This is a genomic window from Halomonas sp. SpR1, assembly GCF_031010175.1.
Classification (GTDB): Bacteria; Pseudomonadota; Gammaproteobacteria; order Pseudomonadales; family Halomonadaceae; genus Vreelandella.
Window position 1 is genome coordinate 40660 of the sequence record NZ_JAUAMB010000008.1, and the last position, 23692, is coordinate 64351.

The 23692-nt window shown below is 54.1% G+C and carries 23 protein-coding genes; 13 read left to right on the forward strand and 10 right to left on the reverse strand.

Translation table 11 applies throughout. The annotated features are described in order from the left end of the window. Nucleotides 1–87 precede the first annotated feature (87 nt). The 4 genes from QT231_RS08015 (at nt 88) to QT231_RS08030 (ending at nt 3301) form a co-directional block, all read left to right on the forward strand. Nucleotides 88–780, forward strand: a complete 693-nt coding sequence (locus QT231_RS08015; protein WP_308336392.1) for a lysozyme-like domain containing protein — start codon at nt 88–90, stop codon at nt 778–780. Nucleotides 781–791: 11 nt separating this feature from the next. Further along, nucleotides 792–1532 carry a sulfite exporter TauE/SafE family protein gene (locus tag QT231_RS08020; protein ID WP_308336393.1) on the forward strand — a complete coding sequence of 247 codons (741 nt, stop codon included), beginning with the start codon at nt 792–794 and terminating at the stop codon, nt 1530–1532. Between the two features lie 69 nt (nt 1533–1601). Further along, entirely contained in the window at nt 1602–2789 is a 1188-nt protein-coding gene (locus QT231_RS08025; protein ID WP_308336394.1) for a Xaa-Pro peptidase family protein, read from the forward strand. A 137-nt stretch (nt 2790–2926) separates the two neighbouring features. Then, complete coding sequence (locus QT231_RS08030) at nt 2927–3301, forward strand: hypothetical protein (RefSeq protein WP_064235385.1); 375 nt, start codon at nt 2927–2929, stop codon at nt 3299–3301. Nucleotides 3302–3381: 80 nt separating this feature from the next. Here QT231_RS08030 and QT231_RS08035 read toward each other — a convergent pair whose 3' ends face one another. Continuing rightward, entirely contained in the window at nt 3382–3885 is a 504-nt protein-coding gene (locus tag QT231_RS08035) for a Fic family protein (RefSeq protein ID WP_308336485.1), read from the reverse strand. 73 nt (nt 3886–3958) lie between these two features. Between QT231_RS08035 and QT231_RS08040 the strand changes: the two genes are divergently transcribed. From QT231_RS08040 to QT231_RS08050, 3 genes are read left to right on the forward strand one after another with little or no spacing between them, the layout of a single operon-like run. Then, entirely contained in the window at nt 3959–5353 is a 1395-nt protein-coding gene (locus tag QT231_RS08040) for a TIGR00366 family protein (protein ID WP_308336395.1), read from the forward strand. Between the two features lie 15 nt (nt 5354–5368). Then, on the forward strand, nt 5369–6070 hold the full coding sequence (locus QT231_RS08045) for a DUF1028 domain-containing protein (protein WP_308336396.1): 702 nt from the start codon (nt 5369–5371) through the stop codon (nt 6068–6070). A 53-nt stretch (nt 6071–6123) separates the two neighbouring features. Further along, nucleotides 6124–7383 carry an allantoate amidohydrolase gene (locus tag QT231_RS08050; RefSeq protein WP_308336397.1) on the forward strand — a complete coding sequence of 420 codons (1260 nt, stop codon included), beginning with the start codon at nt 6124–6126 and terminating at the stop codon, nt 7381–7383. 19 nt (nt 7384–7402) lie between these two features. Here the strand turns inward: QT231_RS08050 and QT231_RS08055 are convergent, their stop codons facing one another. Continuing rightward, nucleotides 7403–8158, reverse strand: coding sequence for an FCD domain-containing protein (locus QT231_RS08055; RefSeq protein ID WP_308336398.1), 756 nt, complete (start codon nt 8156–8158; stop codon nt 7403–7405). Between the two features lie 182 nt (nt 8159–8340). On the opposite strand from QT231_RS08055, the gene QT231_RS08060 reads away from it, so the two are divergent. Beyond that, nucleotides 8341–9459, forward strand: coding sequence for an alkene reductase (locus QT231_RS08060; protein WP_308336399.1), 1119 nt, complete (start codon nt 8341–8343; stop codon nt 9457–9459). Between the two features lie 67 nt (nt 9460–9526). Here QT231_RS08060 and aguA read toward each other — a convergent pair whose 3' ends face one another. From aguA to QT231_RS08075, 3 genes are all read right to left on the reverse strand, one after another. Further along, nucleotides 9527–10657 (reverse strand): agmatine deiminase, encoded by a 1131-nt coding sequence (gene aguA, locus QT231_RS08065; RefSeq protein ID WP_308336400.1) that lies wholly within the window; start codon nt 10655–10657, stop codon nt 9527–9529. After that, the gene (locus QT231_RS08070; protein WP_308336401.1) at nt 10654–11949 is read right to left on the reverse strand and encodes a Na+/H+ antiporter NhaC family protein; all 1296 of its coding nucleotides are present in this window, start codon (nt 11947–11949) and stop codon (nt 10654–10656) included. The genes aguA and QT231_RS08070 overlap by 4 nt, the downstream gene beginning before the upstream one ends. A gap of 126 nt (nt 11950–12075) precedes the next feature. After that, nucleotides 12076–13476 (reverse strand): aminotransferase, encoded by a 1401-nt coding sequence (locus QT231_RS08075; RefSeq protein ID WP_308336486.1) that lies wholly within the window; start codon nt 13474–13476, stop codon nt 12076–12078. 160 nt (nt 13477–13636) lie between these two features. Between QT231_RS08075 and QT231_RS08080 the strand changes: the two genes are divergently transcribed. Together QT231_RS08080 and QT231_RS08085 are read left to right on the forward strand one after the other, a co-directional pair. Further along, nucleotides 13637–14884 carry a M20 family metallo-hydrolase gene (locus QT231_RS08080; RefSeq protein WP_308336402.1) on the forward strand — a complete coding sequence of 416 codons (1248 nt, stop codon included), beginning with the start codon at nt 13637–13639 and terminating at the stop codon, nt 14882–14884. Next, the gene (locus QT231_RS08085) at nt 14881–16380 is read left to right on the forward strand and encodes an aldehyde dehydrogenase (RefSeq protein ID WP_308336403.1); all 1500 of its coding nucleotides are present in this window, start codon (nt 14881–14883) and stop codon (nt 16378–16380) included. The genes QT231_RS08080 and QT231_RS08085 overlap by 4 nt, the downstream gene beginning before the upstream one ends. Before the next feature lie 99 nt (nt 16381–16479). Here the strand turns inward: QT231_RS08085 and QT231_RS08090 are convergent, their stop codons facing one another. Further along, nucleotides 16480–17448 carry a tripartite tricarboxylate transporter substrate binding protein gene (locus QT231_RS08090; RefSeq protein WP_308336404.1) on the reverse strand — a complete coding sequence of 323 codons (969 nt, stop codon included), beginning with the start codon at nt 17446–17448 and terminating at the stop codon, nt 16480–16482. Nucleotides 17449–17719: 271 nt separating this feature from the next. Then, entirely contained in the window at nt 17720–18580 is an 861-nt protein-coding gene (locus QT231_RS08095) for a LuxR C-terminal-related transcriptional regulator (RefSeq protein WP_308336405.1), read from the reverse strand. Nucleotides 18581–18747: 167 nt separating this feature from the next. Between QT231_RS08095 and QT231_RS08100 the strand changes: the two genes are divergently transcribed. Both QT231_RS08100 and QT231_RS08105 read left to right on the forward strand, forming a co-directional pair. Next, nucleotides 18748–19215, forward strand: coding sequence for a TspO/MBR family protein (locus QT231_RS08100; protein ID WP_308336406.1), 468 nt, complete (start codon nt 18748–18750; stop codon nt 19213–19215). A gap of 32 nt (nt 19216–19247) precedes the next feature. After that, on the forward strand, nt 19248–19847 hold the full coding sequence (locus tag QT231_RS08105) for a cell division protein ZipA C-terminal FtsZ-binding domain-containing protein (protein ID WP_308336407.1): 600 nt from the start codon (nt 19248–19250) through the stop codon (nt 19845–19847). Between the two features lie 39 nt (nt 19848–19886). On the opposite strand, the gene QT231_RS08110 is transcribed toward QT231_RS08105, so the two are convergent. Further along, complete coding sequence (locus QT231_RS08110) at nt 19887–21476, reverse strand: ABC-F family ATPase (protein ID WP_308336408.1); 1590 nt, start codon at nt 21474–21476, stop codon at nt 19887–19889. A gap of 94 nt (nt 21477–21570) precedes the next feature. Next, on the reverse strand, nt 21571–22425 hold the full coding sequence (locus QT231_RS08115) for a CbiX/SirB N-terminal domain-containing protein (protein ID WP_308336409.1): 855 nt from the start codon (nt 22423–22425) through the stop codon (nt 21571–21573). An 81-nt stretch (nt 22426–22506) separates the two neighbouring features. Here QT231_RS08115 and QT231_RS08120 point away from each other — a divergent pair, with 81 nt between their 5' ends. Continuing rightward, nucleotides 22507–23079, forward strand: coding sequence for a gamma-glutamylcyclotransferase (locus QT231_RS08120; protein ID WP_308336410.1), 573 nt, complete (start codon nt 22507–22509; stop codon nt 23077–23079). Between the two features lie 2 nt (nt 23080–23081). On the opposite strand, the gene QT231_RS08125 is transcribed toward QT231_RS08120, so the two are convergent. Beyond that, entirely contained in the window at nt 23082–23609 is a 528-nt protein-coding gene (locus tag QT231_RS08125; protein ID WP_308336411.1) for an HPP family protein, read from the reverse strand. Nucleotides 23610–23692: the final 83 nt, after the last annotated feature.

Genomic DNA, 23692 nt, shown 5'->3' on the forward strand with positions numbered 1-23692 from the left:
GAACATTAATCACACAGCTTATCCACAAGCTCTCAATAACTTATTCACAAGCTCCTATCTAGAAGAGCTTACCTATAAGGACATTTTATGCGTCACCCTGTTGATAGTTTGACTGCTTTCGCCTCGCCCTTTCTCCCGTCGGCTGTCTCTACATTACGCTTGTGGCTGACGCTGAGCTTCGTGCTGCTCCTGTCTGGCTGCGCCACCTTTGCGCCCAACCCGCCCCAGGATCAAAGCAATATCTGCGAAATATTCCGCGAGCAGCCCAGTTGGTACGACTATGCCCAGGAATCAGAGGAGAAGTGGGGCACGCCGATCGCCACTCAGATGTCTTTTATTCAGCAGGAGTCATCGTTTCGCAGCCATGTCCGCCCAGACCGCAAATACTACCTGGGCTTTATCCCCGGCCCACGCCCCTCTTCTGCTAAGGGCTACGCCCAGGCCCAAGACCCTGTGTGGGAAGAGTATGAGGATCAAGCGGGCAGCCTGTTCGCCCGGCGTACCCATATGAAACACGCCACCGATTTTATTGGCTGGTACAACCGCCGATCCCAGCAGCAGGCGGGTATATCGCTCAGCAATCCTGAGCATCTCTACTACGCCTACCACGAAGGCGCGGGCGGCTACCAACGAGGCACTTACCGTGGCAAGCCTCATGTATTGAGTGCGGGCAGACAAGTAGCGGCCCGCACGAACCGCTATCAATCCCAGCTCAACGCATGCGAAGCAGAGTTTCAGTGCCGCAAGTTTTATCAGGTCTGGCCGTTTTGCCGTAGTTAAGGGGTTTAACAATGTCACTATGGATAGGTGCGGCACTGGTTAGCGTGGTGTTTTTCACCTCGATGCTCTCCGGTGTGTTTGGCATGGCGGGCGGTTTGGTACTGCTATGGTTTTTGCTGCTGATTTTTCCCGCGGGCACGGCGATGGCGGTGCACGGCGTGATACAGCTCACCGCGAATGGATCACGAGCGTGGCTATCGCGGCGCTTTATTGTCTGGCGTATCGTCGCGTTTATGACGCTGGGCGTGCTGAGCGCTGCTGGCCTGCTGATGCTATTCAACTACAGCCCTAACGCCGCCAGCGTATCTATTTTGATTGGCCTAATGCCGATTTTGGTATGGATGCCCAAGCGCTGGTTTCACCTGGATGCTAACCGCGCCAGTCATGCGCTGTGCTGTGGCATCGCCTCTGGCGGTTTGACAATTGCCGCCGGGGTTTCAGGGCCGCTAATCGATATATTCTTTGTGCGCTCACGCATGGATCGCCGCCAGGTCGTGGCCACCAAGGCGATGATTCAGGTAGTGGCCCACAGCATTAAGATCATCTTCTACCTGGGTGCCGCCATGGCGCTTAGCGCCGGCGAATGGGGCATTGTGCTGTTAGCGGCACCATTTGCGATCTTTGGCACCCACACCGGCAACCGCATTTTACACCGCCTCACCGATGCCAACTTCCGCACCTGGACGCGCTGGATCGTTACTGGTATTGGAGCCTTCTACTTCTTTCAGGGGATATTCCTGCTCACCCGCTAGCGTTGAGGGAGATAACGGCGAGCTTAAAGCTGGTGCCTATACTGACCTTACCTATTGATGGAGGTCGCTATGGATTATCACCACTACCGCGAAGCCCTTGCGGAAACGCTCGCCCAGAGTGAACTGCCCTTTCCCGCTGCCGAATATCAGGCACGCCTGGATAAGATCCGTCAGGCAATGACCGCACATGGCTTAGATGCTCTGCTGCTTACCGATCCCGCCGACATTAATTACCTCACCGGCTATCACACCTTTGAAGTCTCGGTTCACGCCTGCCTGGTTTGCACGCAGGAGCGGTTAGTGCTGCAAGTCGCTTCAATTGAAACCGGCGCCGCAGTGGTGACCGCTCGCGTGGATGAGATCATTGGCTATCGCTGGGAAAATCTGGACGAAATCATCACACCGTTGGCCGATATTCTTACCCCCTGTCAAAAAATCGGCATAGATGGTTGGAGCAGCGGGCTACGTTTTGGAGTGATTGATGCGCTGATGCAAACCATTGGCCGTGAACGCTTTAACGAGGCAGGCGCGTTAGTCGATGCCCTCAGAATTGTTAAAAGCCCTGCTGAACTTGAGATGCTGCAAGAGAGCGCACGAATTACCGCCCTAGGCTTAGAGATCGCCATACAGAGCATTCGCCCCGGCATGACCGATAACGATATTGCCGCCGTGGGAGCCAAAGCGCTGCTCGAAAATGGCAGCGAGTTTATGAGCCTGCAGCCCATTGTGACCAGCGGACACCGCATTGGCGTGATTCATGTCAACCATAAACGGCGTGTCATCCAGGCCAATGAGCCGGTCTTCTTAGAGTTCGGCGCCGCTTATCAACGCTATACGGCACCCATGATGCGCACCGCGGTAACCGGCGTGCCAAGCCTAGCTCTCTCTGCCACCCGGGATCTATGCCGCTCAATTTTTGAAGCGCTGTGCGGCGCCATGCGGCCAGGCAACACCTTTGATGACGCCGCCCAGGCTGCCGACGCCCTGCTCGCCCCTCAGCGCGACCAGTATTTCTTCTCCGGTGTATTTGGCTACGCCGTGGGCGCGCAGTTTCCACCTAGCTGGGTGGAAGGTACCGGCTTTATCGCCAAAGGCCAGAACCGCACCTTTGAAACCAATATGGTTTTCCACCTGCCACTCTGCCTGCGCGTACCCGGCCAGTGGGGGGTAGGCATAAGCGACACCGTGGTGGTGACTGAAAACGGCGCCAAACCGCTGACCACTAACGACTGGCAGCTGTTTGAGGCGCACTCATAGGTGCTTGCGCCTTATAGCCACCGTATTGACAGGTCGATGGAGTAGCGCTATCGTCAGCATAGATGCAAATGAGAAACACTATTTTTAGCTCTCTCATCTATATGAGGTGACGATCATTTGAGGTAAGGGTAAGCACCATGACCAGTGAGCAGCGCCAACTCCGCCAAACGTTGATATTTTTGCGCACCTCTTTTGAAGCGGTTCAGCACTCGATTGCTGGCCGCCTGGAAGACCCGTTGCCCTGCTGGCTCGATACCAGCATGCTGTCAATGCTCTCGCGGGAACTCACTCGCTGCTGCCAACAAGCCAAACCGCTGTTCGCCCCACCTGTTATCGAACAGCTTTATATCGCCTCCCAGCAGTGCGAGCTGCTACTCAAACAGTGCCCTGGGGTACTCAGTAGTGCCGTCTGCCATCGTCAATTGGGTGCCATTATGCTGCCGCTCTCTAGCGCGCTCCAGCAGATCGATACCCCCGTCAAGCGGCGCTGGCCTTGGACGAAGTGGCACTGACCAACCCTCTGGCGTTTCTTCGCTCCAAGTGGGTATGCGCTCATGGCGATTGCTAGTGTGGCAGATGATAGGGCTGGTTTTCATTGATGCGTATTCTTAGTGGCAAGAACGCGCTTACCGAGATCGGTTAATTGGTATTTTTGCAGGCGACTACGAGGTTTGTCCGAGATCGTCATCTCTATTAAGCCCTGCTTAATTGCGATTTGCTGATAATGTTCTCTGAAGTGCTTTTCAGCTTGTAGCCTCAAGGCAGCCATCAAGTCAGCTCTTCCTGCCTCACCTTCGAATGACTCAAGCAGGCGTAAAATCCCGGGGGTGACATCATCTACTGCTTCTTTGCCGACCAAAAAACCCTCGTGAACGGGTAAACGAATTAAAAAGTAGCTGCGTTCATCGTCGGTTTCGAACACCGGCAATGGGGAACCATTTGCCTTCATCACCCGAAGAATTTTGGGAACCCCCGTTGAACGTCCTTCAGTTAAATCCAGCTCTTTTAAAAACTCGCCGATACGCCGGTTTCGATAGCGGCGACTGATCGAAGCTCGCCCTGCTTCTAAAAAATAGCTCCTGCTTGACCCTGCTATTTATCATGATAAATTCAAAGTAAGGCGCCAATGAGCGTCTACGCTGAGACACATCACAAGCAAGGGTATCCTCATGGCCGAACAACACTCCGCGGCAGCCTCTGGCTCGCGTAAAAAGTGGTATCAGGCGGTTCCCGACCCCATGGTGCTCATCTTTATTATCCTGGTCGCTACGTATTTGCTGACCTTTATTATTCCTGCTGGCGAATTTGAACGTGTTACCCAAGACGGCCGAACGGTGGTCGTGCCAGGCTCTTTTGCCTACTTGGAAGATGTCGCCAATATTCCGCTATTCAATATTTTTGTGGCGATTCCTGAAGGGCTTATCTCCGCCTCGCAGTACTTATTTATCGTTTTTATCGCCGGAGGACTATTTCATATTCTGCAAAAGACCGGCGCGTTAGAGAACGCGATTGGCGTTGCGGTTAACCGCGTTGGGGTTGAGCGGCGTAACATGATTATCGTCGTCGGCACCTTTATCTACGGCTTTTTTGGCGTCGCCGTTGGGTTTGAAAATAACATTGCGCTAGTGCCCATTGCGGTACTCATCGCCAGTGCCATTGGCTGTTCAAGTTTGGTGGGCACCGCGATGGCCGTTGGTGGTATCGGGATCGGCTTTGCACTCTCCCCTATCAATCCATATACCGTTGGGGTGGCTCAAGGTATTGCAGAGCTTCCGACGTTCTCTGGCGCATGGCTGCGTACACTACTGGTGGTTTCATCGCTTGCACTGCTTTCCCTATATATCTGCAAGCGAGTGGTCAAGATGGAGTTTGAAGAGCCAGATAACGCTGAAGCGCTGAGCAAACCGCTTAATGAATACCGTCTTACCAAACGCAACATTCTCACCATGGTCGTGTTTGTGGGTGGTTTGATCGCCATGCTTATCGGCGTTTTCACCCGCGGCTGGTACATCAACGAAATTGCCGGCACTTTCCTACTGCTAGCGATCATCATTGGCGCCCTAAATGGTCTCTCGGCGAATGGGATTGTTAAACAGATGATGGAGGGCGCCGCCAGCGTAACCGCTGGCGCACTGGTGATCGGGGTGGCGGCCTCTATTCAGGTTCTTCTTGAGCAAGCCGTGATTATCGACACCATCGTTAACTCGCTGAGCGCTATGATCGACGGTATTCCGTCAATATTTTCCGCGATTATGGCCAGTGTGGTGCAGGGTGTTATCAACCTCTTTATCCCTTCTGGCTCTGGCCAGGCGCTAGTGACCATGCCGATTCTAATTCCGGTGGCAGATCTTGTCGGCATGAGCCGTCAACTGATGATTACCGCTTTCCAGGTTGGCGACGGCTTAACGAATCTAATTGTACCAACATCGGGCGGCACCCTGGCCATGCTCGCCCTGGGTCGTGTCTCTTACGCCCAATGGCTGAAGGCGATTATGCCTTTTATGCTACTGGTGTATGTTCTGGCCTGGGTGGGACTGGTGATTGGCCATCTGGTGGGCTACTGACCACAGGGAATCGCGATGACACTTTCACTGGTTCACTGTCATCCCATCACGGGCACCGTCGCGACCATCACCGCCACTGGAGGAGTGGCGGTGGGTGGCTATGTGCATCACTGCTGGCGGGGTATTGGGGCATGCGTTACCCAGGGGCGGTTTACCAATCCATGGTACCCGGCTCGGGTATACGAAGCCCTTGCCGCTGGCGCCAGTGCTCAACAGGCATTGAGCGCCGCCGTTAGCCAAGATAGCGACTCTGCGCTGCGTCAGTGCTTGGTAATGGATGCATATGGCCGCTCATCGGTGCACTCCGGCGCTGCGAATGTGGCCGAGATAGGCGAAGCCTGCTATTCAAGCGTTTCTGCCGTCGGCAATATGCTGCAGAACACCGACGTCGTACAGATCTTCGCAGACCAATTTTTAACCCGCAGTGCCACTAATAGCAGTGCGGCTATTCAAGGTAACGAGACGCCCTGCTACCCCAGCCATCACGATCAACAGCTGCTGGCGCATCTCATTGGCGCACTGGAAGCAGCACTAACCGCGGGTGGCGATAGGCGCGGTGCCCGCTCGGCAGCGCTGCGCATTGAGTCGTTTCATCAAGCGCCTATTGATTTGCGCGTCGACTGGTCGGAAGACGTCGTGGGCGCTCTCCAGCGCCTAGCTGACCAGTTTATGGGCGACGATTTTCAAGCCTTTTGGCGCCAGCTACCGCTGCGCTAACAGCTTTCCTACTCTTTTGCTGGCCTTCCAGGCCAATACTGACCGGAGAGTTTATGACCAACACCGCTGTATACACTGCGTTTAGCCAAGGCGCCTTAGGGCAAGTATTAATCGACCGCCTGGACGAAGCCGCCCAGTTTTCTGAACCCGGTTCCGGCGTCACACGGCTATTCTGCTCTCAAGAACACCGTGATGTGCTGCCGCTGATCAGCCATTGGATGGAGCAGGCTGGGCTCACTCCACAACTGGATGCCGCCGGTAATCTTGTGGGCCGCTGCTCCAAGGCCCAGGCTGGCGAAAAAACGTTCATTATGGGATCCCACCAGGACTCGGTGATTGAGGGGGGAAAGTACGATGGTATGTTGGGCGTTGCCCTACCACTATTGGCACTTGAAGCGCTGAAACGCGAAGGAATTACCCTCCCCTATGGGGTTGAAGTGGTCGCGTTTGGCGACGAAGAGGGCGTGCGATTTCCTACCACCCTGGTTGGCAGTAAAGCGCTGGCTGGGAGCGTGACTCCAGACCAACTTGAAGCAAAGGATGCCGAGGGCACCACACTGCAAGAGGCGTTGATAGCCTTCGGCTGCACACCTAAAGATATCCCACATATTGCCCGCGATCCCGCCAAGACGCTGGGCTTTTTAGAGGTGCATATTGAGCAGGGCCCGATTCTTGAACAGCGTAATCATGCGGTGGGAATCGTGACCGCGCTAACAGGCATCGAACGCCACCGGGTCAAGCTAAGCGGCAAGGCCGGGCACGCAGGTACCACACCGATGGACATGCGCTACGATGCGCTAGTAGGCGCGGCGGAAATGGTGCTTGCCATCGATAGCGTGCTGCAGAGTACCGACAACTTGGTTGGCGTGGTCGGCAAGCTCAACGTCCACCCCAATGCGGTCAACGTCATTCCCGCACAGGTAACTTTCACAGTAGAGCTACGCTCACCAGACGCCAACATTCGCCAGCGAGGGCGAGAAGCGGTAACAGCTGCCTTACAGGAAGTGGCTACCCGCCGCAGCTTAGCGCTTGATATGGAAAACACCTACAGTGCCGACGCGGTCACCTGTGCAGACTGGATGATGGCCTCTCTCGAACAGGCTTGCGCCCATGCAGACCAACCTGCAGAGCGGCTATTTAGCGGTGCGGGGCACGACGGTTTAGCGATGCAGGCATTAACCGACATAGGGATGCTATTTGTGCGCTGCAAAGATGGGCTTAGCCACCACCCCGACGAAGCCATCAGCGCAGCAGATGGCGAAGCGGCGACACGAGTGATCATGGCATTTTTACAGCAGCTTGGGCGCCCATAACACTGATAACTGTGGCTCGTTATAACAGTGGCTCAGGCAGAAAGCCTCTACGCACCTGCGCCTCCTGATGATTCATTACCCGCAGAGCATCCAACATATGCTCGCGCATGATGCTATAAGCGCTTTCAGCATCGCCTAGCTCAATGGCATCCAAAATTTTTGCATGATAGCGACAGCCTGTCTGCCCTAGATCATGGGTAACAGGCTCATAGAGACGGTGATAAACCGTCAAATCCGAAAGCACCTGTATGGTAAAGCGAATAATAAACGTCAGCAGCTGATTTCCCCCGGCTAATTCGGCGAGCATTAGGTGAAAATGCAGAGAATCAAGATGCTGCTGACGTTCAGTCTCGCTATCCTCCGCAGGGTCTGCGTAGCTATGCAGACTTTCACGTAAGCGTGCCATATCGTTGTCGGCCACCTTGCCCGCCAACGAGGCGGCTAGCTCAGGCTCTAACGCCAAACGTATCTGGTAAATATCCTTAATTGAAATATCTTTAAAAAACAGATAATTGCTTAGCAATGAAACTGCTTTGGCATCACTCATTTCGCGCACGAAGGCTCCACCTCCGGGCCCTGTGCGAGTTTCAACCAACCCCTGGGCTTCCAGTACCCGCGTGCTTTCTCGAACAGTGCCTTTCGACACATTTAGCGTGTCCATTAATTCTGACTCGCTAGGTAGTCGGTCACCTGGCTTCAGGTGCCTATCCACGATCCAGCACTTGATGGTTTCCGCCACCCGATAAGGGCGGCGTTGTGTTGCGTTTTTTAACATGCCGACGAGAACTTCCTGACTAATAAGCTACAAGATTACCAGAGAGAGCACACATTGGGATGTGCAAAAGACAGCTATCTAGCGCACGAATAGGTTTTTAAACCCCCGGCTGGCGTCAGCTAGTAAACTGGTCTATTCTAACGCGTACTATTTCATCGAAGCATTCAAAAGGAGCGCAATTGATGGCTTTCGAAACACTGTTTACTCCCACCCAGATGGGCAGCCTATCGGTTCCTAACCGGGTGATCATGGCGCCGCTGACTCGTTCGCGTACGCCAGATAGTGTCCCGGGTAAGATGCAGGAAGCTTACTACGGCCAGCGTGCGGGTGCGGGGCTGATTATTAGCGAAGCCACCAATATCTCCACCACTGCCCGTGGCTATGTCTATACACCTGGCATTTGGACAGATGAGCAGGAAGCTGGCTGGAAAGGTGTGGTGGACGCAGTACACGCCAAGGGTGGCCGTATTGCCTTGCAGCTGTGGCACGTTGGGCGCGTTTCCCACGAAATGGTTCAACCTGATGGTCAACAGCCCGTTGCGCCGAGTGCACTCAAAGGTGAAGGCGCCCAGTGTTTCGTCGAGTTTGAAGATGGCACCGCAGGCCAGCACCCTACCAGCACACCGCGCGCGCTGGAAACCGATGAGATTCCCGGCATTGTCGACGACTACCGCCAGGCGGCTGTGCGCGCCAAGCGGGCCGGTTTCGATATGGTCGAAGTCCACGCCGCTAACGCTTACCTGCTGAACCAGTTCCTGGCCACCGGCACCAACCAGCGTACCGACCAGTACGGCGGTTCATTGGAAAACCGCGCCCGCTTCCCGCTGGAAGTGGTCGACGCAGTGATTGAAATTTATGGCGCTGACCGGGTCGGCATTCGCATGACGCCGTTTATCGAACTGTTTGGCCTGACCGACGATGAGCCAGAAGCGATGGCGTTCTACATGGCCGAGCAGTTGTCAAAGCGCGGCCTTGCCTATCTGCATCTTAACGAACCCAACTGGGCCGGTGGTGATATCACCTTCCCTGACGGTTTCCGCGAGCAGTTGCGCAAGCGTTTTAGCGGCAGCCTGATCTACTGCGGTAATTACGATGCCGAGCGCGCTGAAGCCCGCATTAGTGAAAACACTGCGGATGCGGTTGCTTTCGGACGCCCCTATATTGCCAATCCTGATTTACCGGAACGCTTCCGCGTTAACGCACCGCTCACCGAGCCCAACCATGAAACCTTCTACGGCGGCGATGAGAAGGGCTACACCGACTATCCGTTTATGGATAATGGCTATGATCGCATCCAGTAACAGACAAATGTAACCCCCCGCGCCCTGTTCAGCCTGTGACTGAACAGGGCGTTTTCCCTGCGAAGCACTACACGCGTGGTTGCTGCTGAGTGATGCAGTGAATGTTCCCGCCACCAAGCAGTATTTCCCTTGCCGTAACGCCGATCACCCTCTTCGTGGGAAATAACCTGGATAGAATGCCTTTAGCCTGTTCATCGTAACGAGGATCCAGCAAGGGCATTACAATGACCGAGTTACTAATATAAAAGTTGACGTAAGAGCCTGCCATGCGATCCCCAGGTAACCGGGGATGCGAGCTGTTCAGGCGATCAATCCCACTGGCTTCATCGTCGGCAATATGGAGCGGGCCTGGCTGGGGCAGTTTATGGATAGTGAGCCGTCTGCCTTGAGCATCCGTGGCATTTTCCAGCACACGCAATGCTTCCCGACAAATAGCGCCCTGGGGATCCTGCTCATCCTCACACCACGTTAGCGCCACATGGCCAGGAGCAATAAAGCAGCACAAGTTGTCCACATGGCCATCGGTCTCGTCAAGATAACAGCCACGCGGTAACCAGATGATGTGACTGACACCTAAATACTCCTGCAGCCAGTATTCGATCGTGGCACGGCTCATCTCCGGATTACGGTTAGGATTCAGCAAGCACTCTTCTGTGGTGATGAGCGTACCTTCACCATCCACATGAATGGCTCCTCCTTCTAATACGAGTGGGGCCTCGAAGCGCTGAATACCCAGCATCTCACTGATTTTACAACGAATCCGCTTATCTTTGTCCCATGGGAAGTAGAGCCCCTCCTTCAACCCGCCCCAGGCATTGAACTCCCAGTCCACCACGGCAAGCCGCCCATCGGGGTGGGTAATAAAGGTGGGCCCGACATCGCGCATCCAGGCATCATTGCTGGACAGCTCAACCACCCGAATATGCGCAGGCAACTGATTGCGGGCATTTTCATACTGCTCATCATTGACACCCACAAAGACCGTCTCACTCTCGGCAATCGCTAGCGCTACATCGACAAAGGCTTGCTGGGCGGGTTTTGCACCATAGCGCCATGTATCTGGGCGCTGGGGCCACAGCATCCAGCAGGCAGCATGAGGGGCAAACTCTGCCGGCATCGAAAAGCCCAACGCTTTGGGTGTTGCCTCGCGCGTCAGAGACTCGGTGGCCGTTGTAGGTATGCTAGTGGCGTGTTTCATATATTCCCCACCACTATAAAGAAGCCAGTTGCCACGCCAGCGGCTATTAAGACATAGGGAAGTTGCGTTAACGCATGGGCCATTGGCGTACACCCCGCCCCTTGGGCAGACAGGACGGTTGAATCGCCGTAAAAGCAGGCGTGGCTGCCGAAGGCACTGGCGGAGATTAAAGCCCCCACAACGAGCGGCATATGCGCATCCATACTACTGGCAAGCGGCAATACGATAGGCATCGCCACGGCAAACAGTCCCCAGAAGGAGGCGGTCGCAAAAGCGAGAAAGGCCATGGTGACGAAGACAACCGCCGGTAGCATGCCCGCGGTCATTAAAGGCTGAACGCTCTCGATCACATAGTTGGTTAAGCCAAGTAGGTCATTCACCTCCTTAAGCACAAACCCAGCCACCAGCGTGCCGAGTGGCATAATCATGGCTTTGAAGCCATCCAACGCGGTGTCAAACGTATCGTTGAAGCTTAACAGCCGTTGCACCGCGATAAGCACTAGCGTCACTGCAAGCGCCACAATCACGCCGCGCAGCACATCAATCTCAAAATACCAGGTGAAGAAAATCAGCGTCGCAATGGGAAGCAGAAAATTGAGCAGATGAGGGCGTTTTTTGCCTGTGTCTTCTATTTCCAGCGCGCTGTCGTCAGCGCCATCTGGTTGCGGCTGGCCAGCTTCAGCACGGGCCTCAGCTGCTCGCATTGGGCCAAGGTTGGGGATAATACCCAATGCCACCAAGGGCACCAGCGCCGCCGCTATCCAAGCGTAAAACATAAACGGTATGGCTTGGATGTACAGCTCCATGCCGTTACCAGCGACATTGTTCTCTTCCAGCAAACCTGCAAAAAACACAGCCCAGGTGGAAAAAGGTACAAGAATACAGATTGGCGCTGCAGTAGAATCAACGATATACGCTAACTTCTCGCGGGATATGTTAAAGCGATCAGTGACTTTCTTCATGGAAGCGCTAATGGTCAGCGCATTGAGATAGTCGTCGACAAAAATTATTAGTCCCAGCCCCCAGGTAGCTAACAAGCTCTGTCGACGGGTATGGATGCGTCGGGTAACGGCATCACCAAAACTTAACACACCGCCCGTTTTTACCAGCAAGGCAATCAAGCTACCAAATAGCCCGCACACCAGAATAATCCACGTCACCGTGTCATTACCCAATACCGATAATAGAATATCCGACCCTTGGGTAATAACATTGAGAGGTTGAAACATTAATAAGCCTACCAACGCCCCAGTCAACAGGGACTCAATCGTGCGCCTGGTAATAATCGCCATGACTAAAACCACTAGCGTGGGTATAAGGCTTAAAACTCCATACTCTTCCATTGGTTATACCTCTTTATCGTTGTAGTAGATCACTACTCAAGACGGGCGCTAACGCCCGTCCCTAATAGCAAGTGCTTATAGATAACCATCCGCTTTGAGAGAGCGCGTGGTGGCGGCAAAAGCGTCATCAAGAATCGCTACGACTTCATCCACGACTTGGCGCGTCCAGATCAAGGGCGGAGAAATGATATTGAGATGGCCAACGGGTCGAATTATTACGCCTCGCTTCTGTGCTTCAGCCGCCACGCGGTCACCCACGCGTGCTTCCACTGGGAGCAACTCCTTGGTCGTTTTATCTGCCACATTTTCAATCGCCATCATGAAATGACTGCCACGTATATCGCCTACCGTTTCATGAGAGGCGAGGGTTTTGAGCTGTGACTCAAAATAGGGGCCAACCTCTAGAACATTTTCACAAATGCGTTCGCGTTCAATGATTTCGATATTTTTTAACGCTGCAGCACAGCTAACGGGATGCCCTGAATAGGTGAATCCAGTGCTCAACACCCCGCCCGGGCCTTGAGGGGTGCTGAGCACCTCATAAAGGTTGTCAGATATCAGCGTTGCCCCCAGTGGGGCATATCCAGATGAAAGCCCTTTTGCCACGTTGATAATGTCGGGCTGGGTTTCAAACACGGCTTCTGAAGCAAAGAAATGCCCTAAACGACCGAAGCCCGTCACCACTTCATCAGCAATAAACAGAATATCGTTGGCACGGCATATGGCCTGTACGCGGGAGTGATACCCCTGCGGTGCCACCAATACGCCGCCCGCGCCCATAATGGGCTCAGCAATGAAGGCTGCTATGTTATCTGCCCCTAGCCGGTCAATGGTCTGCTCAAGTTCATCGACCAGGTGATCACAGTACTCGGCCTCACTCATCCCCTCGGGACGGCGATAGCAGTTGGCTTCGCTCAAATGTGTCACCAGATCAAGCGTATCGAACTGCCAGTTATTGCTGGCAATACCGGTCAGGCTCGCCGCCATGTAGGTAGTGCCGTGGTAGGCATTGGTGCGCGACAAGATCCGCTTTTTCGAAGGCTTGCCCAAGCGATTGAAGTAGTAATGCACAAGCCGGATGGTGGCATCGTTTGCCGCTGATCCGCCGCAGCTATAAAACACATGATTCAAGTGAGCAGGCGCAAGCTCGGCTAGCTTGGCAGCCAGCTCAGTGGCCGGGGCATTGGATAGGTTATTAAACGTGGAGAAGTAGGCCATGCGAGTGGCTTGCTCGGCCATCGCCTGGCCAATTTCGGCACGGCCGTGGCCCACATTGACACACCACAGGCCCGCAATCCCATCGATAAAGCGATTGCCGTGTACATCTTCGACATAGATGCCATCACTGTCGGTAATCAAGTCACAGCCTTTTTCGTGGAACAAGCTGAAGTCGGTGAATGGGTGAATAAAGTGATTTTTATCTTTTTGCCAAAGGTCTTGCGCGTCGTAAGAGGCTTGCGCCTGCTGCTGAGTCATCATTATGCCCTCGCTTATTAGGAAGCCGTTGTAGAGGTGGCTTCACAGGCTAGCGGGGAAAACAGTGCCGGGAATATATCCCGATTGGGGTATATCGGCTGCGCGGAAGGCCGCCTAAGGTGGATCTCCTTAACCCAACAAACACAACAGGAGATACGCCATGCAAGTTTCCATTGATGCCCAGCGATTATGGTCAAGTTTAATGGCGATGGCAGAGATCGGCGCTACCCCCAACGGCGGCAGCAACCGCTTGGCACTTACGCCAGAAGATACTGCCGGTCGGCAGCTATTGATTGAGTGGTGCGCCGACATTGGCTGTCACGTTCGCAGTGATGCAGTGGGCAATCTTTTTTTTCGTCGACCCGGCGCACGTGACGATCTGGCGCCCGCCGCTGTCGGCAGCCACCTGGATACCCAGCCGAAAGGTGGCCGCTTCGACGGCGTGCTGGGGGTTCTCGCGGGTCTGGAAGTGTTTCGCACCCTGCACGATCACCAAATCGTTACCGAGCGACCACTGGAACTGATCGTTTGGACGAACGAAGAAGGCAGCCGTTTTGCCCCCGCGATGGTGGCTTCTGGTACCTATGCGGGGATGTTTACTGTGGATGAAACCCTAGCTCGCCAGGACGAACAGGGGGTCAGTTTTGAACAGGCCCTTGATGAGACAGGCATGAAGGGCAGCCTGCCTATTGGCGAGCCTCGGTTAGCCAGCTTTCTGGAACTGCATATCGAACAGGGGCCGGTGCTTGAAGAAGAGGGCTTAGATATCGGTGTGGTCACCGGGGTGCAAGGGATGCGCTGGTTTGATCTGACGATTGAAGGCAACGCTGCTCATGCAGGTACTACCCCCATGGCATATCGTCATGACGCCCTCGCCGCTGCCGCCCGGCTCATTGATCGTCTATACGCCATCGCCGCCGCCGACACCAGCGGTGACAGCAAGGTGACCTTTGGCTGTCTGGAGATCGATACGCCTTCTCGCAACGTGATTCCTGCCCAGGTCACCATGACTGTCGATCTTCGTCATGTGCACGACGATCAGCTAGACGCGCTGGAGGCCCGCTTTTATACCGAGCTAGATGCCTTGGTAGAGACCTTTGGTGTAGTGGTATCGCCGCAGCGCCTCTGGAACTCCCCAATGGTCGCATTTAACGAGCAGTGTATTGCGTCCATCGAACAGGCGACAAGGACACGCGGCATTGCTTACCGCCGAATGCTCAGTGGTGCGGGCCACGATGCGGTGAATGTGGCACGGGTGGCTCCCACCGCGATGATCTTTATTCCCTGTCGCGATGGCATTAGCCATAACGAAGCCGAGTACTCAACGCCGGAGCAGTGTGCACTTGGCGCCCAAGTGCTTTGCGACGCGCTACTGCATAACGCTAATGACCTTGAGGTTACCCAATGAGTACAACTGTCCCCATGCACCAGTCCGAGTGGCAATCACTGGCAGACACGCTCTCCTTTGAAACCCGCGCCTATATCAACGACACCTTTGTCGAGGCACAGCGCGGCGCCACCCTATCCACGGTGAACCCAGCCACCGGCAAGGTGTTAGCCAAGGTCGCCAGCTGTGATGACGCTGATGCCGAGCTCGCTACTCATGCTGCTCGGCAGGCCTTTGATCGAGGAGAGTGGTCGCGACGCGCGCCAGGTCAGCGCAAAGCCACGCTGCTTGAACTTGCGGCGTTAATGCAGGCCCATAGACACGAGCTTGCGCTGCTAGACACTCTGGATATGGGGAAACCGATTACCAGTGCCCTGGGGGATATTGACGGCGCCATCGGCTGCCTGCGTTATACCGCCGAAAGTATCGATAAGCTTTACGGTGAAGTGGCCCCGACAGACAATCATCACCTCGGTTTGATTGTGCGCGAGCCACTCGGGGTAGTGGTATCCATCGTCCCCTGGAACTTCCCGCTCATGATGACCGCCTGGAAGATTGCACCGGCATTGGCGGCCGGTAACAGCGTTATTCTCAAGCCCTCAGAAAAATCGCCGTTATCGGCGCTACGCCTTGCTCAACTAAGCCAACAAGCAGGCCTGCCCGCTGGGGTGTTCCAAGTACTCCCCGGCTATGGTCATACCGTAGGTAAAGCGCTTGCCCTATCGATGCAGGTCGACTGCCTCGCTTTTACCGGCTCCACCCAAGTGGGCAAACAGCTCATGCAGTACGCGGGCCAGTCCAATTTGAAACGCGTTTATCTGGAGTGCGGCGGCAAAAGCCCCAACCTCATCTTTGCCGACTGCAAAAATCTAGACGTCGCAGCTCAGCACGCCGCCGCTGCCATTTTTCATAATCAAGGTGAAGTCTGTATCGCTGGCTCACGGCTGTTGGTGGAAAACCGCATTCGCAATGCCTTCGTTGAGAAAGTGGTGGACGCTGCGGCTGCCATGCAACCAGGCGACCCACTCGACCCGCAAAGCTTTATGGGGGCGATGGTAGATGACACTCAATACCAGCGGGTGCTTGATTATATCCGCCAGGGGCAAGAAGAGGGTGCCACGTTGCGTACCGGCGGACAGCCATTAGATAGCCCCGGGCTCTTTATTCTTCCCACCGTATTTGACGATGTCACCCCGGCCATGACCATAGGTCGCGAGGAGATCTTCGGGCCGGTGCTGTCGGTTTTTGGCTTCGATACCGAAGAAGAGGCGTTGGCCCTGGCCAACGACAGCGAATACGGCTTGGCTGCCGCCGTCTGGAGCCAGGACATTGATCGTATTATGCGCGTTTCACGCAAGCTGCACTCTGGGCAGGTCTACGTTAATAACTGGGCAGGCCCGGACATGACAGTGCCGTTCGGTGGGGTGAAGCAGTCTGGAAATGGGCGGGATAAATCACTGCACTCCATTGACGAATATACGGAGATCAAGACCATCTGGATGTCCCTCAACGCTTGATATAAAACCACAACTCATCAATACAATTTATCAATACAATCGCCCTGTATGCTGATTTAAAAAGCCATACAGGGCGCTATAGACACTCAACAGTTAGTTTTAGAAATCGATATTTTCTGCGGCTCGTGTTAACGCAGCTTCATTTTCGTCTAAGAAAAGCTGATATTCATCGGTGGGTAGGAAATGAACGACTGAGCCAAACTCATTCTCTATACGACTTCTAATACTTTCATCTTCAAGCGCTTTAGAATAAGCATCCGCCAATACCTCTAAAATATGTGAGGGGGTGCCTTTGGGAGCGAAAATGCCTCGATTGGTAGCACTGACCAAGTCCACCTGCTGTTCTCTTAAGGTAGGCACCTCCTCTAACCCTTTAAGGCGTTCATCATGAGACACACCTAAAGGCCGGAAATCACCACTCTCGAAAAAAGCACGGCTTGAAGGCATATCAGCGTTAACGAAATCTATCTCTTGCGCCATCAGTGCCGCAATCTGCTCGTTGGTGTCCTGATACCCGACAAATCGTACGTCTTCTGTGTTAACACCAAGCGCATCGAATAGCCGCACCCAGTAGAAGTGATCCACCGAAGAGGGCGTCATTCCAAAAGTTACTTCACCCGGATGTTCAGAGATATAGCTGGCCAGTTCAGTTATATCGCCTACGGGATGGTCAGCGTAGGTCATCGGAATCACAATCGTTTGGGTCAACAGTGCCACGGGCTCAAAGGCATCGTAAGAGTAATCGACCGTGCCCGCGAGGCGTGAAAGCGCGATCGTATCGTGACTCCCCAGAAGCGTATAGCCATCCGGCTGCGCTTCTTTGACATGACGTGAACCGGTCGTTGCCCCAGCGCCTGCCATATTGACAGGTATCACCGACACGCCTAAATGCTTTTCTGCTTCTTTCGAGACTAAACGAAATATGGCGTCGGTTGCCCCTCCAGGGCCATAGGGGATAACCATACGGATATCTTGTTGGGGATAATCTGACGCTGAAGCGTTTAATGCTACTGTGCTCGAAGCGATTACGATAGCAGAGATAAAGCGCGTTACTTTTTTATCCAACATGGTCATCACCTTATTAATTAGTTAGTTATTGTGTGCTGACGCCATTACACTTTAGAAAATCGTTATCGTTATTTAATAAGAAAACTAGCAACATAAGAAATTAAAAAAAATACCCTCATTGGGGTATACGTAAATTGCCCACTCGGCCGTCCCATCAAACAATTGCAGCGATCAGGATGCGCAGAAACGTTTCTTCAGTTGCAGGATAGATGGGGGCAGCCATTAATCTGTTTTGGCCACACACAGTGTCCTCATATGCCGTTCGACATACTCAGTTCCTGTCGCTTCTCGCATTAATTTGCAGCGAGACGAGAGAAATGTGTTCAAGAAAGAGCTGAAACAACTGGGATTGACTGGAGACATCCAGGCGCTGGTAAATATGCTTACGGTGTACCTTCACAGTGCCATCGCTAATATCCAGCTCCCGGGCCGCCGACTTGGTAGAGTGCCCCGCGAGCAACAGGCGAACGATTTCTTGTTCACGTGCCGTTAAAACCTCTCGGCCGAAGCTGGCGAAAGCAGCTTCCACTGGGGCGTACTTTTCCAATGTGGGCTGGAAGAGGGCGCCCTGCCATTTCCAGAACTCCATTAACAAGGTTTCGATCATCGGCTCCACATTCTTCAGCACCTGCAGCGCACGTCGCTTCAAGGGCGCTTTTGCCTGAAAACCCAGCGATACCACCATCAAAACATCATCCCCCACACGCGCGAAAAGACCAACCTCATCCGCCAACCCTAACCCGCGATAATAGTGGGCATAATAGTCACTGGATTCAAAACGATCAGGGGCTAGCTTCCGCAAACGGTGCACTCCGCTATCCAGGCCACCACTCATGGCGGTAAAAAAGGGATCCAATAAATACGCTCCGCTGAGGTAGCGATCTATTGCTTGAGGGCGATTTTCAGGCGGGTAATCATCATGAATTAGAAGTGGTCTGTGACGCCCTTTGTAAGTATTGATCAGAATCGTATCGAACCCGGTTATCGCACGCAGCACTTGCTCCAGCCGTAAGGGGAAATCGCGCTGCCCCGATGAACTTACTAAGATCGCCATATGCCGATGCCAAGCAGCACTTCCCGCACTCGCCAGAAAGGCGCAATCGATATCATCGGTTGTCGGGCAATATTTCATAAAAAGCGCTTCATCAGATTGTTAGACAAGACAATACTGCTTTGCAATAACACGGTAAACTCAGTAAATACCATTGACTGATTGCTTCCATTAATGGCTTTGTGTTGAGCGCACTAGATAAACGCTGCTAAGCTATTGATTCTTTCGTTTGAACACACGGGTGATGAATGTTTGGTTCGCTGTTAGCGCTACTGGTGTCTCTACTGCTCGTCGGCCTTGCCGCCACGACCGGTGCGCGCTTTCGGCCTGATGGTTGGTACCGCGAACTAAGTAAGCCAAGTTGGACACCTCCGAATATCGCTTTCCCTATCGCTTGGGGCATACTGTATCTATTGATGGCTATCGCCGCATGGCGTATCTATATAGTGGATGACTCAGCATGGCGCTCGGCAAGCTTAGTGACTTACGCGCTGCAGCTTTTGGTCAATGCTGCTTGGTCGTGGCTGTTCTTTGGGCGTAAACGAATTGTCGCTGCGATGGTAGATATCATGGCGTTATTGGCGTTAATTACGATTGCCATCGCACTGTTTTTCCAGGTAGACGCCCTAGCCGCGTGGCTTATGGTGCCCTACTGGCTCTGGGTTGCACTTGCGCTAGCCCTAAATGCCACTATTTTTCGGCTCAATAAAGCCTGAGCGTTGATTAAAAAACAAAGGGTTCTGAGAGTATGGATCGCACTACCACTATAATAGTACTCGCCTTCATATCGCTGGTATTAGGTGCAATGGCAACGGCGATATTTATCTATGTCATTGTGCCCTGGCGGCGCCGACGGCGCGCAGCGAAAGAGAAAGCCGCTAACCCAACACCGACTCAAGCGAATAGCCCTCCAGAACAGTCCGAAACATCCACACCGGCCAAGCGCACTAACAATGTGAAACAGCACTCACTATTTATTATTTTTGATCAGCCGAGTGAGCGTTCAGATGAGCAGCTTACCGAGTGGTTGCGTGAGAAAGACGCTCATTACGAACCGCTCAAAAAAGTATTCTTAATCAACGGACAGCAACCCGCTAACCCCATTACTATTGCCAATGCCTTTTTACCGGGAGAGCTGCCGGATCTCTTCAGAGATGAGCGCGGCAGCGAAAAGATCAAAGGTATCAGCCTTATCGTCAAGCCCCCATTGCGTAAACGCCGAAACCAGCAAATGGTTGTTTTTGTTGAACTTGCTAAGGAAGCGGCGACGCTATTCAATGCCAATGTATTGGATACCGAGCACCAAGCGGCAACCGAAGGAACCTACGCTCAGATCATTGGCGAATAGCCTTAGCGATGCTTATAAAAATAGCTTGTACACATAGGCTTACACCACCCCCTGGCTACGCAGGTAGTCGTCATAACTGCCGCTGAAATCGACGATGCCTTCCGGCTGCATATCAATAATGCGCGTGGCTAATGATGAAACGAATTCGCGGTCGTGGCTGACAAATAGCAGCGTCCCGGGGTAGTTCTCCAAGGCTAGGTTTAATGCCTCGATAGACTCCATATCCAGGTGGTTGGTCGGCTCATCCATCAGCATTACGTTGGGCTGAGTGAGGATTAACTTACCGAACAGCATGCGCCCCTGCTCGCCACCGGAAATCACCTTCACTGACTTGCCGATATCATCACTGGAAAACAGCATCCGTCCTAAAGCACCGCGAACTACCTGCTCGCCCCCCTTGGTCCAGCGCGACATCCACTCAAACAGCGTGGCATCGACGGCAAAATCGTCACTGTGATCCTGGGCAAAAACGCCCACTTCAGCGGCCTCGGTCCACTTCACTTCGCCAGCATCCGGGTGCAACTCGCCCGCCAGGGTTTTTAACAGTGTGGTTTTGCCAATGCCGTTAGGGCCGATAATCGCAATCCGCTCACCGGCCTCTACGGTCATGGAGAGACGCTCGAACAGCGGCTTTTCACCACCATAGCTCTTGGTAATGCCATCCACATTAACGGCGTTGCGGTGGATCTTCTTGGCCTGATCAAAGCGGATAAAGGGGCTAACCCGGCTGGATGGTTTGATGTCTTCCAGTTTGATTTTATCGATTTGACGCGCTCGCGAAGTGGCCTGCTTGGCCTTCGAGGCGTTGGCAGAGAAGCGGCTAACGAACTGCTGTAGCTCGGCAATCTGGGCCTTCTTCTTGGCGTTATCCGAGTGCTGACGCTCGCGGGCGGCAGTGGCAGCGGTCATGTAATCATCGTAGTTACCCGGGAACAGGGTAATTTCGCCGTAATCCAGATCCGCCATATGGGTGCAGACACTATTCAGGAAGTGGCGGTCGTGGGAGATGATAATCATGGTACTGCTGCGCGCTTTAAGAATATCTTCCAGCCAGCGGATAGTGTTGATATCCAAGTGGTTGGTAGGCTCATCCAGTAGCAGCACGTCCGGGTCTGAGAACAGCGCCTGGGCCAGCAGCACGCGCAGCTTCCAACCCGGTGAGACTTCGCTCATCGGGCCGGTGTGTTGCTCAATGGGAATCCCCAGGCCTAGCAGCAGTTCACCTGCGCGGGACTCAGCGGTGTAGCCATCGAGCTCGGCAAAGCGCACTTCCAGATCAGCGACGGCCATGCCGTCCTCTTCGCTCATCTCTGCCAGCGAGTAAATGCGCTCGCGCTCGGCCGCGACCGACCAGAGCTCGACGTTGCCCATAATCACGGTATCGATAACGCGCTCGTTTTCAAACGCGAACTGATCCTGTCGTAGCTTACCTAGCCGGGTACTGCTATCCAGCATCACCTGGCCGGAAGAGGGCTCCAAATCACCACCAAGAATTTTCATAAAGGTGGATTTGCCGCAGCCGTTCGCGCCGATCAGGCCGTAACGGTTGCCGTTATTGAATTTAACGGAGACATTTTCAAACAGGGGCTTGGCCCCAAACTGCATGGTGATATTGGCGGTTGCGATCACAAAAAGGAGCCCGGTTAGCTTACATTTACAATACGAAAGGCTCGCGATTCTACGCGCTATTGGACGGGTATTCACCCATCAGACTTTCGTCACATCAGGTGATTGCCGGAATATCGAGTAGAAAGCGTTGATCATCAAGTGCTTGGCGCAGCCGCGAGTGCAAAATATCGACGATCCCTTGGTGCTCCCCCACCAGCCTGGTCGTGGTAACGGAAAGCCCTGGATGCTGCTGTTCAGCGGCCGCACTAATCTCGGCAATATCGCCGCCCTCCCCGGCGTGGCGACCCGGCGAAAGAAACAGCATCGCCAAGATAACTGGCCCTGAACTGAACTCGGGTGATGCAAGCAAGTTTTCCAACAGCGGCTCGTTAAAGCGGTATTCCTCGCCCTCGCGGCGCTCCATGGAGGCAGCAGCAACGCATGCCACCTCTTCACCAAGCAGCACACTAAGCTGGCCTGTCAGGCGGTTACGCACGGCGGTAACTTCAGGAATCGGGCTGCCGTGATCCACCAGCGCCACATGCGGCTTGGTACCTGGCTGAAGTTTATCGCGCACGTTGTCGGCCAGCAGATGGGCTAAACGCAGATCGTTATCCCCGAACTCATCCACCAAGGGCTGAGCGACACGCACTTTTACATGAGGAAAGCGCTCTTGCAGCGTGGCCATACGTTCAGGCAAGTAGCCGGTGAGGGCTTTGCTAGGGCCAAAAAAGAACGGGAGTACGACGATCTCCGTTGCCCCCTGTTCGGCACTGCGCTCGGCAGCGGGGCCAAGCGTTGTCGCAGGGATACCCTCAACCTTTTCAGCTGGTATCTTGTTGGAGTGCAGCAGCGAAGCCGCCTGCACGGTTTCGCCAATCAGCTCGCTAAGCAAGGCCGCCACGCGGCGCAAATTCAGCGTTGCCTGGGGCCGCAGGGAGCCATTATCGACCAGAAAAATCGCGCGCATGTCTGTCTCCCAAGTGATCGTCAGTGACATGATAAGATAGACGCTGAAACAAATACGCCGAGAACATGATGCTTGATACTAATGTTTGACACCACTGCCTTAAACCAGCAAAGAAACTTCTTCGAGGGCCATGCGGCTATCTGGCTGTTTGGCTACGGCTCGCTGATCTGGAAGGCCGATTTTGACTTTCTGGAGCGCCGCCCGGCTTATATTCAAGGCTGGGAACGGCGGTTTTGGCAGGCTTCCCACGACCATCGCGGCACCCCTGAAGCACCTGGGCGTGTAGCGACGCTGATCCGCGCCAAGGATTCGATTTGCCACGGTATGGCCTACCGCATCACCCCTGAAGTGCTCGCCCCGCTGGATGTGCGGGAGAAAAACGGCTATTTGCGGGAAAAAGTACCACTGACGTTTGTTGATGAGAAGGGCAATGGGATCGAACAGAGCGAAGGGCTTATTTATCTGGCCAGCGATGACAATCCCGCCTTTTTGGGTGAAGCGCCGCTTGCCGAGATCGCCCAGCAAATTGCCAACGCCCATGGCCCCAGCGGCCCCAACCGCGAGTACCTGGTCAACCTGGCCAAGGCGCTGCGCGAGCTAGGCGCCAAAGACGCCCATATCTTTGCCTTGGAGCAGCAGTTGAGCCGTTTTTAACATTACCAGTAGCGCGGATAGCGCCGGTGACGGGCAAGGTTATTGACCAGGATGGCGATTATTAGCATCACAACACTACCCGCACCGATTGGTAAAAGAGGATACCACCACCCCAATTGGTGAACGCTGGCACCTCCGCCTACCGCAATCAGAGCCGCCGCTGCTCCCGGTGGGTGAACCGTGTGAGTTAGCTGCATACCCAGCACTGATAGTGACACGGCCAGGGCCATAGAGAGCGGTGTCGCCCCCAGCAGTTGGTAGCAAGCAACGCCAATACCGGCAGAGAGCATGCTGCCAAACAGCACATGACTGGGTTGAGCAAAGGGGCTCTCAGGTGCCGCATAGATGAGCACCGAGGTTGCGCCGAAGGAGCCTACGATTAGCAGTTGTTGCGACAGCCAAGCCGAGCTTAACCAGCAAATGACCGCCATACCGGTAAAGGCACCGACCCATGACCAAAAAGCATCCTGCCAGCCTACCCGGGTGCGCTTAACTGGCTGCCCCCGCATCTTGCCAAGATAAGTTTTCATTGCACTCGCTTTGCACAAAATGAGTGCAAATGATGCCAAAATGCACCAAATAAGCAAATGACAATCCATCATGCCCTTGATGA

Excerpts from the sequence above, each read along its gene's own strand:
- QT231_RS08050 (WP_308336397.1), top strand. The coding sequence starts at position 6,124 with ATGACCAACACCGCTGTATACACTGCGTTTAGCCAAGGCGCCTTAGGG.
- QT231_RS08045 (WP_308336396.1), top strand. The coding sequence starts at position 5,369 with ATGACACTTTCACTGGTTCACTGTCATCCCATCACGGGCACCGTCGCG.
- QT231_RS08025 (WP_308336394.1), top strand. The coding sequence starts at position 1,602 with ATGGATTATCACCACTACCGCGAAGCCCTTGCGGAAACGCTCGCCCAG.
- QT231_RS08020 (WP_308336393.1), top strand. The coding sequence starts at position 792 with ATGTCACTATGGATAGGTGCGGCACTGGTTAGCGTGGTGTTTTTCACC.
- QT231_RS08105 (WP_308336407.1), top strand. The coding sequence starts at position 19,248 with ATGGATCGCACTACCACTATAATAGTACTCGCCTTCATATCGCTGGTA.
- QT231_RS08075 (WP_308336486.1), bottom strand. The coding sequence starts at position 13,476 with ATGACTCAGCAGCAGGCGCAAGCCTCTTACGACGCGCAAGACCTTTGG.
- QT231_RS08070 (WP_308336401.1), bottom strand. The coding sequence starts at position 11,949 with ATGGCGATTATTACCAGGCGCACGATTGAGTCCCTGTTGACTGGGGCG.
- QT231_RS08085 (WP_308336403.1), top strand. The coding sequence starts at position 14,881 with ATGAGTACAACTGTCCCCATGCACCAGTCCGAGTGGCAATCACTGGCA.
- aguA (WP_308336400.1), bottom strand. The coding sequence starts at position 10,657 with ATGAAACACGCCACTAGCATACCTACAACGGCCACCGAGTCTCTGACG.
- QT231_RS08030 (WP_064235385.1), top strand. The coding sequence starts at position 2,927 with ATGACCAGTGAGCAGCGCCAACTCCGCCAAACGTTGATATTTTTGCGC.
- QT231_RS08080 (WP_308336402.1), top strand. The coding sequence starts at position 13,637 with ATGCAAGTTTCCATTGATGCCCAGCGATTATGGTCAAGTTTAATGGCG.
- QT231_RS08125 (WP_308336411.1), bottom strand. The coding sequence starts at position 23,609 with ATGAAAACTTATCTTGGCAAGATGCGGGGGCAGCCAGTTAAGCGCACC.
- QT231_RS08100 (WP_308336406.1), top strand. The coding sequence starts at position 18,748 with ATGTTTGGTTCGCTGTTAGCGCTACTGGTGTCTCTACTGCTCGTCGGC.
- QT231_RS08015 (WP_308336392.1), top strand. The coding sequence starts at position 88 with ATGCGTCACCCTGTTGATAGTTTGACTGCTTTCGCCTCGCCCTTTCTC.
- QT231_RS08055 (WP_308336398.1), bottom strand. The coding sequence starts at position 8,158 with ATGTTAAAAAACGCAACACAACGCCGCCCTTATCGGGTGGCGGAAACC.
- QT231_RS08060 (WP_308336399.1), top strand. The coding sequence starts at position 8,341 with ATGGCTTTCGAAACACTGTTTACTCCCACCCAGATGGGCAGCCTATCG.
- QT231_RS08040 (WP_308336395.1), top strand. The coding sequence starts at position 3,959 with ATGGCCGAACAACACTCCGCGGCAGCCTCTGGCTCGCGTAAAAAGTGG.
- QT231_RS08090 (WP_308336404.1), bottom strand. The coding sequence starts at position 17,448 with ATGTTGGATAAAAAAGTAACGCGCTTTATCTCTGCTATCGTAATCGCT.
- QT231_RS08095 (WP_308336405.1), bottom strand. The coding sequence starts at position 18,580 with ATGAAATATTGCCCGACAACCGATGATATCGATTGCGCCTTTCTGGCG.
- QT231_RS08115 (WP_308336409.1), bottom strand. The coding sequence starts at position 22,425 with ATGCGCGCGATTTTTCTGGTCGATAATGGCTCCCTGCGGCCCCAGGCA.
- QT231_RS08120 (WP_308336410.1), top strand. The coding sequence starts at position 22,507 with ATGTTTGACACCACTGCCTTAAACCAGCAAAGAAACTTCTTCGAGGGC.